This window comes from Myroides odoratimimus (assembly GCF_030326305.1).
GTDB classification, from domain to species: domain Bacteria; phylum Bacteroidota; class Bacteroidia; order Flavobacteriales; family Flavobacteriaceae; genus Flavobacterium; species Flavobacterium odoratimimum_A.
Genome location: NZ_JACAKB010000010.1, coordinates 48528 through 62978 on the forward strand (window position 1 = coordinate 48528; position 14451 = coordinate 62978).

Genomic DNA, 14451 nt, shown 5'->3' on the forward strand with positions numbered 1-14451 from the left:
AATCTTAAAGTTCTATTGACTGCCATCCATCATTTTGTACCAGGTTGTTATTAAGGCGAATTTCAGCAGTTGGTATAGGCCATGTCCAGCGAAAATCTGTAGCTTCTATGGTATTGGATTTTTTATTAGAATCAGATTCATATCTCGCGATACTGGTATTCCACCTTTTTAGGTCAAAGTAATTAGTTTTTTCACCTATGAATTCCTTTTGTTTTTCAGCTCTAAAGAGTAGTCTTAGTACTTGTTGAGAAGGAGAGTCTGTGATTGTTTCACTGTGTACAGAGGTTTTAAAATCATTGTAGAGTGTTATTGCTTGTGCTATTTTATTTTGCTCGATTAAGCTTTCTAACAATAGAAAGTAAGTTTCTGTATTTCTCGATAAGATGATGCGTTGTTCTTCTTTGTCATTATAGTTAGATTTGTATTTGCCCAATAGAGCTCTTGTACTTGAGGCTATACCTTGTGCTTTCATGTCATAAAAGAACTGAGATATTGTATATCTCATGTCACTTTCTTCAAACTTATTTAAGAAATGTATTTGCATAATATCACCATCGGTTGTTGTAGTTAGGTAATGATTGGGATTTTCTCTGAAATCGTAAGCCCAATACACTTGCCTTGTAGGCGAGTTATCTTTGTATTTCCAAAGCGAAGCATATGTCTCAGCAGTATTTGGAAGTGGAGCGGATTCGCTTAATAGCGCAGTGGCTAAAGCTTCTGCCTTGTCGTATTGTCCTTGGTATAACGCAATTTTGATCTCTAATTGTTTAGCGGCTTGAGTAGTGATAAAATATATTTTTTGCGCTGCATAACTATCCATTAAAGAGATACCTTCTTGTAACATCCTCTCTATATATTGAATAGATTCACTTTGTGTTAACCTTTTGTTGGATTCTATTTTTAGCTCATCTTTTCTTAACACTCCTGGAGCTTCTGGATTATATCGCGTGCTGTATAGCTGTAGTAAATCAAAGTAGATATACGCCTTAAGCACTAAGGCATTTCCTTTGATGTAATCCCAGTCAGCACCTTTGTCTCTAATGTGTGCTTCTGTATTTAAAAGTGCATTTAAGTGAACCATTGCGCTATAATAACTATCCCATTGACTATTGGCTAAGGTCTTTAGGGCTATCTCATTCCAAGTATAGTGTTGCTTAGCATTGCTATTATACTCTATGAGGTAAGTTGGCTGTAGGTCTTCGCTTAATAGTGTAAATGTACTTCCATTTACAGGTAGTTCCTTGTAAGCTTGAGCCAATACAGAGGTTGCTTTTTGGGTTGTATTGATGATGTCATCACCTGAAATTTCTTGTTCATTTTTTACATCTAAGGAACAAGAGCTGATTGACAGAACCGTCAAGGCTGATAGTATATATTTTATCATTAGAATGTGGCGTTAAGTGAAAAGGTTAAAATGGGTTGAACGACGTCTTTTAAGTTTCCTCTATCTTTTTCAAAGCGATAAGTGTATATGTTATCTGCCTGAATATTTACTTGTAGTGTTTTAAAATATTTATTGATAAAACTGTTGTTTCGAATACTATACCCTAATTGGATATAATTAAGTTTGATATAATCTGTCTTGTATATTTTTCTTGAACTGGGTTGTGTGTATAAGTTAAAGACACTGCTGGGCATATCTTTCATTGGATAAGTTTTGTTTTCATCTCCTATTTCAAACCACATATTGTCTAATTGACCAGCCAAAGCATTTTGATTTGAACTAGATAGATCGCGTACATATTGTTGGCTTTGTACTGCTTTTCCTCCTAATCCATAGTTAATATTTACAGCAAGAGACCAGTTTTTATATGACCAATAGTTATTAAAGAATCCTTGGTAAGGAGCAATGCTATTTCCATAGTCTCTATAATAAGCCTTTTGTAAAGGGACATTGTAAATGATGATATTGTTATTGCTGTCTACATATTCTGGCAGCCCTGTAATAGGGTGTATTCCATTGTCGTGAATACCGTAGATTATACCTAAAGGTTTGCCTACTTCGTACTCAGGCATTACTGCGGTAGGTGAATTATAGATTTTATCTGTTCCATATAGTTTTTTGACAGTATTCTTGTTGTATGATATGGAAGCAGCTGTATTCCATTTGAAGTCTGACAGGCGTACAATATCTCCACTTAGCAAGAACTCAACTCCCGCATTTTCTATTTCTCCTATATTTTTGGTATATGTCTGAAATCCATTACTTGAAGCTATAGGCGTAGCGAATATGGCCTCTTTAGTTAGGTTGCTATAAAAGGATGTTAATAAATTAAATCTTCCCACAAAACCTAAATCCATACTTATATTGGTACTGTATGTCTGTTGAGGTTTTAGACTCCTATTGGGTAATCCCATTAGTTGTAGAACACGGTATTCTCCATAAAAGCTATTGGTATTTGAATACGTTGTGTTTATCGCACTTGGTACGATTCCTGTCATACTTGCTGTATAACCTAATGAGGCCTTAAATTTAAGAGAGGTTAATACACCTTGTTTTTTAAAAAAGTCATATTCACTAGGTGTCCAACCTATACCTGTAGACCAGGCATCATTCCATCGCTTATTACTTGGGAGAATAGAAGATCCATCTCTTTTAATACTGGCATAAAAATCATATGTATTCAGATAGTTATATCCTAAGGCTAACCCGAAACCGAGCTGAGCATTTTTAATTTTATTACCGCTGGCTTTTGGTGCATAAGTACCAGTCAAGCCATTGTTAATACCAGAAAGACTATTGACGTCGTCTGATATTCCATATCCACTTGCTTGTAGATCTTTAATTTGTGTTGTGTAATAATCCATGTTTACTCCAACAAATAAGTTGTGATCTCCAAATTGCTTTTGATAGTTGGCGCGGATATTAGAAGAGAAGTCAAATATCTTGTTATCACTTTCACTGATATACCCTTGTGCGTTTAGAGGTATTTGTTTTTGACTATAGGCCGTAGATAGAATGCGTTGGTTTTTTTCTGCGATGCTGTAATCACCACCTAATACACCCGATATATTCAGCTCTGGCAAGATATCCCAGTGCATGACCACAGAGGAACTAAAGCGTTTAGTCGTTGTCTTCTGTTTGTATTGGTTGATCAAATCTTGATAGCTGAGATTAGAATTTTGACTAAATAATTTTTTTGAATCTTTAGATTCGTATGGGTTGAGTGTAAATGCTAATGAGGTGGGATCATTACTCATACCGTTTTCTGTATTCGCCGTAGACAGACCAAAACTATTGTTTAAAGACAACCTAAAGTTATGTGCTAACATATAATCTAAATTGGCACGTGCAGTTAGTTGATTGATATCATTACCTGGAATGCGACCTCCTTGTTTACTGTAGTTCAGGGAGTAGAAATACGTACTTTTTTCTGTTCCTCCGCGTACTCCTAAGTTATAAGCTTGAAAGATATTGGGTTTGATTAACTCTTTAAACCAGTCTGTGTTGATTTGTTTTAAGGAATCCAATGTTTTAGCTCCACGTGCTAATTCTTGTTGCAGATTTGGGCTATTAGCATATAGACTGTTGATGTATTTAGCAGAATTGATATAACCAGGAGAACCAGCTTTTTGGATGCGTTCTTCGAAAGCGAGTTTTTCTTCTGTTCCCATCATACGCGCAGGGCGTTCACCTCTAAAAGTAATTCCTTGTTTCATCGAGAAGCTCACTACTGGTTTGCCTTCGAAGCCTCTCTTCGAAGTTAATTCTATGACTCCATTAGCCGCTTTGATTCCATATAGAGCAGTAGCAGGTGCGTCTTTTAGTACCTTGATAGTACTAAAGTCGTTAGGGTTAAGCGTCATAAAGGTTTCTGTTGAGATAATAATACCATCCATAACAAATAGTGGTTCATTAGCACTACCTGTATAAGAAAAGGAAGAATTACCTCTAAGGCGTATCTCTGGCTTTTGACCTAATTCTCCCGAAAAATTGACTGTCAAGCCTGGTACTTGACCTTGTAATAGCTTTGCCATGTCTAACTCAGAGCGTTGGCTTAGTTGTGTCATGTCTACTGTGATTACAGAACCTGTACTATTACGAATGTCGATATCATTGATATTAGTAGATTTTCGGATGATCAGTTCATCTAATTGTTTTGTAGTTGGTAATAAATAGATTGTTTGATTTCCCTTTTTTAATTTCATTTCTAGATTTTCATAGCCTTCATGGCTGATGATGACTGAGGAGTGATATAGTTCAGGAATCTGGAACTCTCCTTTTTCATTAGTGAAGAAGGTATCTCCTGAGACTAGTACAGTGATTATAGCTGTATCTAATCCTTTTTTAGTTTCTAGATCTAAAATTTTACCTGTGAATACAGGCTCTTGTGCATAGACTCCAATTGCACAAAATAAACTGATTACGAGAGTAGTAATAGTTCGTAGTGGAGTAAGTAGCATAATGGTGTGTTATAATTAAGACTAATTCTAAATTAAAGTGCAAAAGTAAGGAGTTTTTTTACTTTTCAAAACGAACAATGACTTTATTTAGATTAGTTATGTATTAAAAAACTACAATACGTGAGTTTTTTACAAAGTAAGCTTAGTTGTATTATAGGTTTTTTGTTTGTTTATTTTATTGGTTATTAGGCGTTTGTTTTGTTTTTGTGTTTGGCTTTATTGCTTTTTATGTGTTGTTTGTTATTTAGAATTACTTCTTATAATATAAAAATAGTTGAGCAGAGGATGAAGTCTAAATATGATGTGATTATTTAGAATACAGCTCTTGAGTAGCTCAAGAATTCGTAGTGGTATGTTAGGTATATGTGAATGATAGAAGCTATTTGAGTATATAGTGAGTCCGTTATTTTAGCTAAAAAAACGGATTCACTACGGACTCATAACGGACTCACTACGGACTTAGGTTGTCTCGTCCTACTATAACTGTACAGCTATAGTTAATAATCCTACTTAATACTGTACAGATTTTTATTAATCCTTTTATTACTGTACAGTTTTTTTAGGACGGGTCAATCAGCACAAATTCGATAGAAATGAACACGGTGTTTAATTGTTAATTTAATGTTTTATGTGTTTTTAATTTTGTTAAAATATAATTTTATTTGTTTTAATTTTGCTATTTTTGATTTAAAGATGCCTATTGTGTTTAGGTGGTGTGTTGTGTTTAAAATTAGAATATATGGGAATGATTAGCTGCTCTAAACATGGATTAAGTGGTATCATATCTTGTATGAGGCAAGACTTAGTAGATAAAATACAATTAGGGGAAGAGGTGCTATCTACAAGTCAGTACAAGATAAAAGTAGTGATGCATATCGATATAGAGGATAAACTAGAATTTAGTTATGTCTTAAGTCTAGAGACAAAGGATAGATTAAAATTAGCAGATAGATATGAGATTAGTAAAGACGAAGATTTAACTTCTTTAGATCTTCTTTATAAGTCATTAGGAGTTATCTGTGTAAGCTGCTTTGCGGAGTATCAGTATAAAGACGCTTTTAAAGGTTTTTTAATAGGAGCAGAGGTTTTATAATGTACGAATGTGTTTAAAGTAGAGACACAATACCTTGTGTGTCACCCAAACTATGTCACCTCATACATATTATGGACAGTTGAGACAACACTAGTATAGAGGTTATTGTATGTGTTTTCATACAGCGGGAAGAGATGTAATATCTTGTGTGTTTCCTCTAATAGATGTCACGGATTACGGCATCCGCGACAACGTGAAGTGAGGCTGTAGGTGAACTGTACAGATGTATTTGTTTGATTTAGAGAATATCTTATTTTTTAAGCTTTTTGTATTCTCTAATTAAACCTTTAAGTTCTCGATTAGATGTTACATCAACGTCTTTATCAGATAAGAAATGTCTGAATGTGAAATGGCTTCTATAGTTCTTTGACACTATTTCTTGATCAAGAATAAATAAGTCATTTCTCAATTGTTGCTTTTCAGTTTCGATATTTTCTAAGTCAATAAACTTTTCTTTATAATCTCTTCTAAAAGTAGATGTACTAAAAGGAATAGAATTAAGAATCTGCATTTGTTTTTTAGACTTTAAGTCTAAAGTAGAGATAATCTTGATAGCGAGTGCATCTATTTCTATTTTAGTTAAAGAGTCTATTTTCTCAGGTAAGTAAGATTTTATTTTTTTAATCGGCTTTACTTTGCTTGACTGTTTAGCTACAGTTTTTTTTGAAGTTGATAAAGGAGCATAACCAGTTCCAAAGCATTTATCACAAAAAGGATCTAAACCTTCACAAGAGCAAATTTCTGTTCTCATATTTTTGAATTACATTTTAATTTAAGGAGGCTTGATAGTAGCCTTGTTATTTTATACTACTGATTTATTATAACGAAGTAAGTCATGTAGGTCGTAAAATAACTGCGCAAAGATAATTGAATTTTTATAGCCTTAGTGAGGTTAAACCTAAAATCGCATTAGCCACATACTACAGAGTCACTCTACTTCATAGCTCCTTCATTATTTCTAAAACCATACTATTGCATGTTTGTATCACTAAGTAAGATATATTCTGTATAATTACTTTTTGTTTATATGTCTATCGCATATTTTGGATTAAAACTAGAATGACTAGCAATAGGCTATAACTAAAACAAAAAAGACTGCTTATTAGGCAGTCTTTTGATATTATAATGATATTCTTATTTCTTCGTATTGATGGTGTTTTTATAGATTTTACCACCTTTCATGATTAAGATAAAGTTCTTCTCAGGATTAGCAATAAGAGATAAATCTTTTAGAGGATCTCCATCTACAAGTAGTAAGTCTGCATAAGCATTTTCTTCTACTACACCTAGTTTGCCAGGGTATGGACTACGCAATCCTGACAGCTGAAGTAACTCTCCGTTATCTTGAGTGACCATTTTTAGGATTTCAGCATTAGTAAACCATTTTTGTAAACGCAGGATGTATTCGTTTTGTTCTTTATTAAGTTCAGGCTCAAATAAGAAGTCAGTACCCCAAGCCAGTTTGACACCTAATTGTTTAGCTAATGGCCATACTCTGTCTTGACCTTCTAATACAGGTTTGCGTTTTTCTTTGCGTTGGGCATCCATATTATCATTGTTGTCCATTAGGTTCTGTAAGCTTAGCCATATACCTTTGTCTTTCATGATTTTCAAAGTTTCTTCATCTAGCATTTGTCCATGTTCGATAGACTTCACACCAGCTTCGATAGCGCGCTGTACTGCTCTAGGAGTATAAGCGTGTACCATAACATAAGTACCCCAATCTTCAGCAGCATCTACAGCTGCCTTGATTTCGTCAAAAGTGTATTGTGTCACATCGATAGGGTCATAAGCAGAAGAAGTACCTCCACCTGCCATTACTTTGATCTGACTTGCTCCGAAGCGTAGGTTTTCTCTAGTAGCAGTAAGTACTTCATCACGTCCATCTGCTATAAAAGTAGCTCCCATTTCTTCTGCACGAGAAGGCTTTCCAAAGAAGCGTCTTGAACGCTCATTAGGAGTTCTAAAGTCTCCATGTCCTGCAGTCTGACTGATCGTAGCTCCTGAAGGCCAAATACGAGGACCTGCAGCCTTGTCTGCATCAATAGCTACTTTTAATGGGAATATAGGTCCACCTGCATCTCTCACACTTGTAAAACCACGCATTAGCATACTGTGTGCTCCAGTAGCCACCTCTTTCATTAAGCTTTCAGGAGTTGCATTAGGAGACATCATTTGTTCCATAGTCAAAGCTCCGAATACCATGTGTACGTGTACATCAATTAATCCAGGCATAAGTGTTTTTCCATTGCCATTGATTTTAGTTACATCTTTGCCTTTAACAGAAATAGAAGAAGGGCTGATTTTCTCTATTTTTTGATCAGAGACTAAGACATTCATTGGCGCAGTAAGGGCTGCAGTCTTGTGGTCTAAGATTCTTACATTCTCAATAAGAACTTGTTTGGTCTGCGCAAATGTGATAGTTGTACTAACAACAAAAAGTGCTATTATGGATTTTAATTTCATAAAATAAGGAAAATTAGAAGATTGTTCTGTATAAAATTATATAGCATCTAAGTTATTATAAAAGTAGCTTTCTGCCTAATAAAATTTAAAAGAGTAATTGATTCTACTCTATTGTTAGAAATTAATCTAATGAAATGAAGGTAGAACTTTAGAAAGTTTTTAAGTTTGTAAGTAATAGGATAAAAAAGAACAAAGAGATGAAAGTAGTAATCCAGCGTGTGACAAAGGCTTCTGTGACTGTAGAGGGTAGTGTGATTGGTAATATAAGACAAGGGCTTTTAGTTTTAGTAGGAGTAGAGGATATTGATACAAAACTAGATATAGAATGGTTGTCAGGTAAGATAGTGAATTTGCGTATTTTCGAAGATGAGAATGGAGTGATGAATAAGTCTGTAAAAGAAGTAGATGGTGAGATATTATTAGTAAGTCAGTTTACACTGCACGCTTCTACTAAAAAAGGAAATAGACCTTCCTATATTAGGGCGTCTAAGCCAGACTTCGCTATACCTATGTATGAGAAGTTTATAGATAAGTTAGAAAATGATTTAGGTAAGCGTATACAAACAGGTAGATTCGGAGCGGATATGAAAGTGGAATTGCTAAATGATGGACCTGTAACCATCGTAATAGATAGTCAAAATAAAGAATAATGAATAGTTTAGTAAAGTTTAGTTTATTCACGGTTATCTATGTGATGATGACGTGGTTCTTAACAGATGAGGTAGGTTGTGCTTTTTCTGGTGATGAGCAGTGTTTAATTAGTTTTGTGGTAAAGTATATTATCTTTATCGCACTGATGTTCGTTTATGACAAATGGGTAAAAGGAAGAATTTTTAAAACAAAAAATAAGTAATTATGAATATTCAAGATGCACAGTTAGCAGTTGATAATTGGATTAAGGAACACGGTGTTCGTTATTTTAACGAATTAACAAATATGGCTCAGCTTACGGAAGAAGTAGGAGAGGTAGCTCGTATCATCGCTAGAAGATATGGAGAACAATCTGAAAAAGAGAGTGATAAAAATAAAGATTTGGGCGAGGAGCTAGCGGATGTTGTATTCGTAGTGATGTGTTTAGCAAATCAGACTGGTGTGAATCTACAAGAGGCATTTGATAAAAAAATGGACTTGAAAACAAAGAGAGATCATGACCGTCACCACAATAATGAAAAATTAAAATAGAGAATACGTGAATATTAAGCTGTTAAAAAGTAAAGTAGAGCATGACAAGACACTTGTTATCTCTGGTAGTAAATCTGAAAGCAATAGACTGTTAATATTGCAGGAGTTGTTTCCATCTTTAACGATAGGGAATGTATCTGATTCTGATGATGTATGTGCCATGCAGGGTGCGTTAGTATCTACGGGCGATGTAGTAGATATACATCACGCTGGGACTACTATGCGATTTTTGACAGCTTATTATTCGTTGTGTAGTACTCGCGAGCTTACTCTGACAGGGAGTAGTCGTATGCAAGAAAGACCTATCGGTGTATTAGTGGAAGCACTAAGACAGTTAGGGGCTGATATCACATATAGTAAGAAAGAGGGATATCCTCCACTTAATATAAAAGGACAAATCTCAGTAGGAGGTAAGGTAGAATTACCTGCGGATGTGAGTAGTCAATATATAACAGCACTACTATTAGTAGGAACTAGGTTAGAGAAGGGAATAGAACTACACCTGGTGGGTAATATTACTTCTCGTCCTTATATAGAGATGACTCTACAGTTGTTAAGCCAATTAGGGGTAGAGAGTACTTTTAATGGGAATATCATTAGTGTAAAACCTTTAGTCAAGGCTATTACAGAACAGTTTACAGTAGAATCAGATTGGTCATCTGCCTCTTACTTCTATTCTTTTGTAGCACTGTCACCTATAGGAACCACTATGCAACTGAAGAGTTATAAAGAGGATAGCTTACAAGGGGATAGTCAAGTAAGTCAACTGTATAGTATATTAGGTGTAGAGACTACATACTTAGAAGATTATACTATAAAATTAGAAAAAGTAAGGGAGACAGACTCTGCGTTTAAAGCAGACTTGATAGAGACTCCTGACTTGGCACAGACTATAGCTGTGACTTGTTTTGGTTTAGGCATTCGTTGTGAAATGACGGGGCTACATACTTTAAAAATAAAAGAGACAGATCGCTTAGTAGCTTTATATAATGAGCTAACTAAATTAGGTGGTGAGATTGATATTACAGAAGAATCTATTGTTATTCATCCTTCTGGAGGGATGAGAGAAGGAATAGAGATTGAGACTTATCAAGACCATAGAATGGCTATGGCTTTTGCTCCATTAGCTCTGAAAGGAGAGATAACTATTTTAGAAGCAGAGGTTGTAACTAAGTCATTTATAAATTACTGGGATTGTTTGGCTGAAATCGGTGTAAATATTGTTAAAAAATAGAGCTGTAAAATTAAATATGGCTAAATACTTGACAACCCCTACTCTGAGGTTGTATATTTGTACTCAATTTGGACATCTATACTCTTAGATTTCCAAATTAGTTTAGTATTATTTTCTAACAAAACACATATTCAATGAAGTTATCAAACTTTAATTTTGATTTGCCTGAAGAATTATTGGCAGAGTTTCCAGCAGAGAACAGAGATGAGGCACGCCTAATGGTAGTAGATCGTAAAACTGGAACGATAGAGCACAAATTATTCAAGGATTTAATTGACTATTTTGACGAGGGAGATGTGATGGTGTTAAATAACACGAAAGTATTTCCTGCACGTTTATACGGTAATAAAGAAAAAACAGGTGCGAGAATTGAAGTATTCTTGTTGCGTGAGTTAAATGCTGAACAACGTTTATGGGATGTATTAGTAGACCCAGCTCGTAAAATACGTATCGGTAATAAATTATACTTCGGAGATGATGATTCATTAGTAGCTGAAGTAATTGATAATACAACTTCTAGAGGAAGAACTTTACGTTTCTTATACGATGGTTCTTACGAAGAGTTTAGATTTAAATTACAAGAATTAGGAGAAACTCCGATTCCTAAGTACATTAATCGTGAAGTAGTGCCAGAAGATGCTGAGCGTTACCAAACTATCTATGCTACTGAAGAAGGAGCTGTAGCTGCACCAACAGCAGGATTACACTTCTCTAAACACTTATTAAAACGTTTAGAGATAAAAGGTGTTGAATTTGCTAATGTAACATTGCATATCGGTTTAGGTACTTTTAATCCAGTAGAGGTAGAAGATTTGTCTAAACACAAGATGGATTCAGAAGAGATGTTTGTGAATCAAGAAGCTTGTGATATTGTAAATGCAGCTAAAGAGAGAAAGAATAGAGTATGTGCTATCGGTACGACAAGTATGCGTGCATTAGAGAGTTCTGTTTCTTCTAGTCAAACGTTAAACCCATTCGTGGGATGGACGAATAAATTTATCTTCCCTCCTTATGATTTCAGTATTGCTGATTGTATGGTGACTAACTTCCACATGCCTAAATCAACATTATTAATGATGATCTCTGCATTCTGTGGACATGACTTAATGATGAAAGCTTATAAAGAAGCGGTAGAAGAGAAATATAAATTCTACTCTTACGGAGACGCAATGTTGATTCTGTAATAGATCAATCAAAATAAATTAGAAAGCCTTTGAGATTCTCAAAGGCTTTTTTTGTGAATAGGATGGATTGGACTTTTATCTTATGTTTAGGAATTTATTTGTTTAAAAAGAAGTAAATTTACAGTTAATACTTAATAAGAAATACTCCTATATAATGACTTTTGAAAATACACTTGCTTATGCAAAGAGCTTAGATGAAAAAGATCCTTTAGCTAAGTACAGAGATGAGTTTAACTTTCCAGAGGTAAATGGAAAACAGGTTATCTATTTTACAGGTAATTCACTTGGACTACAACCTAAGAGAGCTGTAGAGTATGTCAATGAAGTAATGAAGGATTGGGGGGCGTTAGCTGTAGAAGGACACTTCTATGCAGAGAAACCATGGTGGGATTATCACGAACGTTTAAGTGAACCATTGAGTAGAATAGTAGGAGCTAAGTCGTCAGAAATTACTGTGATGAATACCTTGACAGTTAACCTTCACTTATTGATGACTACTTTTTATCGCCCTACGGCTAGTAAGTATAAGATTATATGTGAGGAGAAAGCATTTCCGAGTGATCAATATCTGATACAGTCTCAAGTAAGGTTACATGGACTAGATCCTAAAGAAACTATTATAGAGTTGAAGAAAAGACCTGGAGAACATAACTTTAGACTAGAGGATATATTAGAAAAGATAGATGAAGTAGGAGAAGAGATCGCTTTAGTGTTAATAGGAGGGCTTAACTATTATACAGGTCAAGTGTTCGATATCAAAACTATTACAGCTCATGCTCATCAATATGGAGCTAAGGTAGGATGGGATTTAGCTCATGCTGCTGGTAATATAGCGTTGAAGTTGCACGAGTGGAATGTGGATTTCGCTGCATGGTGTAGTTATAAGTATATGAATGCTGGGCCAGGTAGTGTATCAGGCTGTTTCATTCATGAACGCTATCATACAGATAAAGATTTGATTCGATTAGCAGGATGGTGGGGACATAATAAAGAACGTCGTTTTTTGATGGAGAAAAAATTTGATGCAGTAGAGAGTGCACATGGATGGCAGATTAGTAATCCTTCTATTCTTAGCTTAGCTCCTTATTTAGCATCTATAGAGATGTTCGATGAAGTGGGAATGGAGGCTTTGATAACAAAACAGAGAGAGATTACTGCTTACCTTGAGTTTATAATGGAGGATGTGGCTAAAGCTGTTAATGCTAATTATGAATTAATCACGCCTAAAAAAGAAACCGAAAGAGGAAGTCAACTTTCTGTTTTTCTTCATGGAAAGGGGAAAGATCTGTTTTCGTATTTAATGAATGAAGGAGTAATTGTAGATTGGAGAGAGCCTAATGTGGTTAGGCTAGCACCAGTTCCTTTCTATACTTCTTATGAAGATATATATCGTTTTGGAGAAATTCTAAAAAAGGCAGATAGTCTTTTTTAGACTATTAGTATGATATATTTACAAGTATAGAAAAGAAGATAAGGAGAGAATAGTTATTTAATAGAATTTAATTTGCCTGATTTGTCTATCGTTTAAATTAAATTACATTTGCAAAAAAAAAATACGATGTCAACTAAACAAAATAAGATAGATAATTTCGATCCATCTCAGCCAGGATTAGCAGATGCGACAATATATGGATTGCCTTTTACAGCAGAGGAAAGTGAGATTATAGTGGTACCAGCACCATGGGAAGTAACAGTAAGTTATGGAGCAGGGGCGTCAGAAGGACCAGAAGCTATATTAGAAGCTTCTTATCAAGTAGACTTATTACACCAACAATATCCTGATTTATGGAAATTGGGAATTTATATAGATGAAGCTCCAGAACATTGGGCAACAGATAGTGCGAAGTATAAAGAAATGGCTCAGCCAATCATTGAAGCACTTGAGAATGGTGAGAATATTGCAGACTTACCAGAGTTACAAAAAGATTTAGATGCAATCAATGCAGTATGTGATAAATTTCACAAAGAAGTAGAAGAGAAAGTATCTTATTGGATGGCAAAAGGAAAACGCGTAGTATTATTAGGAGGAGATCACAGTACACCGTTTGGATATTACAATGCTTTGGCAAAACATCACGATTCTTTCGGTATTTTACACTTTGATGCGCATATGGATTTAAGAGATGCTTATGAAGGGTTTACTTATTCTCATGCGTCTATTATGTTCAATACTTTAAAATTACCTCAAGTAAAAACAATTGTGCAAGTAGGTATTCGTGATTTCTGTGAGCAAGAAGTAGCAACAGTAGTAGAAGCTAATGGACGAGTATTAGTACATACTGATGCAGATTTGAAGAAAGACGAGTTTGAAGGAATGAGCTGGAAAGATAAATGTGATCAAATTATCGCTTCATTACCAGAGAAAGTAGCAATCAGTTTTGATATTGATGCTTTATTAGCTTGGTATTGTCCAAATACAGGAACACCTGTACCAGGGGGATTGACTTATGAGCAAGCAACTTATATGATTACACGTTTATCAGAATCTAATAAGTTAATTATAGGAATGGATTTAGTAGAGGTAGCACCAGGAGAGGATGATTGGGATGGTAATGTTGGAGCTAGATTATTGTTCCATATGTGTGGAGCATTTGCAAAATCACAAAGCTTAGCAGTAGGACAAAAGATAGAGTTTAAGAAATAAACAAAAATAAAGAGTCTCGCGAGACTCTTTATTTTTTTATAGGTTTGTCACAAAAGAATATATTATACAAAGAAAGTATAGTGGCAGCAAATAGCAATATAGAGACTAAAATATGTTCTATATTGAAGACGATGTAAAAGAGATACCACCCTGTTAAAAGAAGTATCACTAGGATCCATATTAAATCTTTCATAGGGAATCTGTTAGTTGTGTTGTTGCTTAAATATACTTAGAATATTAGAGT

At 34.7% G+C, this 14451-nt stretch carries 12 protein-coding genes; 8 read left to right on the top strand and 4 right to left on the bottom strand.

Features of this window, described 5'->3' with window-relative positions; genetic code table 11:
• Positions 1-4 precede the first annotated feature (4 nt).
• Positions 5-1384, bottom strand: coding sequence for a RagB/SusD family nutrient uptake outer membrane protein (locus tag HX049_RS09330; protein ID WP_286415546.1), 1380 nt, complete (start codon positions 1382-1384; stop codon positions 5-7).
• Positions 1384-4404, bottom strand: coding sequence for a SusC/RagA family TonB-linked outer membrane protein (locus HX049_RS09335; protein WP_286415547.1), 3021 nt, complete (start codon positions 4402-4404; stop codon positions 1384-1386). The genes HX049_RS09330 and HX049_RS09335 overlap by 1 nt, the downstream gene beginning before the upstream one ends.
• A 739-nt stretch (positions 4405-5143) precedes the next feature.
• Here HX049_RS09335 and HX049_RS09340 point away from each other — a divergent pair.
• Positions 5144-5497 carry a hypothetical protein gene (locus HX049_RS09340; protein ID WP_286415548.1) on the top strand — a complete coding sequence of 118 codons (354 nt, stop codon included), beginning with the start codon at positions 5144-5146 and terminating at the stop codon, positions 5495-5497.
• Positions 5498-5747: 250 nt separating this feature from the next.
• Here HX049_RS09340 and HX049_RS09345 read toward each other — a convergent pair whose 3' ends face one another.
• Positions 5748-6248: a hypothetical protein gene (locus HX049_RS09345; RefSeq protein WP_286415549.1), complete on the bottom strand. Its 501-nt coding sequence runs from the start codon at positions 6246-6248 to the stop codon at positions 5748-5750.
• A gap of 383 nt (positions 6249-6631) precedes the next feature.
• Positions 6632-7963 carry a metal-dependent hydrolase family protein gene (locus tag HX049_RS09350; protein WP_286415551.1) on the bottom strand — a complete coding sequence of 444 codons (1332 nt, stop codon included), beginning with the start codon at positions 7961-7963 and terminating at the stop codon, positions 6632-6634.
• 197 nt (positions 7964-8160) lie between these two features.
• Between HX049_RS09350 and dtd the strand changes: the two genes are divergently transcribed.
• The 7 genes from dtd to HX049_RS09385 all read left to right on the top strand — a co-directional run bounded on the left by dtd (position 8161) and on the right by HX049_RS09385 (position 14207).
• On the top strand, positions 8161-8613 hold the full coding sequence (dtd, locus tag HX049_RS09355; RefSeq protein WP_286415552.1) for a D-aminoacyl-tRNA deacylase: 453 nt from the start codon (positions 8161-8163) through the stop codon (positions 8611-8613).
• Positions 8613-8816: a hypothetical protein gene (locus tag HX049_RS09360; RefSeq protein ID WP_006257220.1), complete on the top strand. Its 204-nt coding sequence runs from the start codon at positions 8613-8615 to the stop codon at positions 8814-8816. Before dtd ends, HX049_RS09360 begins: the two co-directional genes overlap by 1 nt.
• Positions 8817-8818: 2 nt before the next feature.
• On the top strand, positions 8819-9145 hold the full coding sequence (locus HX049_RS09365) for a nucleotide pyrophosphohydrolase (protein ID WP_006257219.1): 327 nt from the start codon (positions 8819-8821) through the stop codon (positions 9143-9145).
• Positions 9146-9152: 7 nt separating this feature from the next.
• Entirely contained in the window at positions 9153-10379 is a 1227-nt protein-coding gene (locus HX049_RS09370; protein WP_286415553.1) for a 3-phosphoshikimate 1-carboxyvinyltransferase, read from the top strand.
• 134 nt (positions 10380-10513) lie between these two features.
• Positions 10514-11563, top strand: coding sequence for a tRNA preQ1(34) S-adenosylmethionine ribosyltransferase-isomerase QueA (queA, locus tag HX049_RS09375; RefSeq protein ID WP_006257217.1), 1050 nt, complete (start codon positions 10514-10516; stop codon positions 11561-11563).
• A gap of 154 nt (positions 11564-11717) precedes the next feature.
• Entirely contained in the window at positions 11718-12995 is a 1278-nt protein-coding gene (gene kynU, locus HX049_RS09380) for a kynureninase (RefSeq protein ID WP_286415554.1), read from the top strand.
• Between the two features lie 126 nt (positions 12996-13121).
• Positions 13122-14207, top strand: a complete 1086-nt coding sequence (locus HX049_RS09385; protein WP_286415555.1) for an agmatinase family protein — start codon at positions 13122-13124, stop codon at positions 14205-14207.
• Positions 14208-14451: the final 244 nt, after the last annotated feature.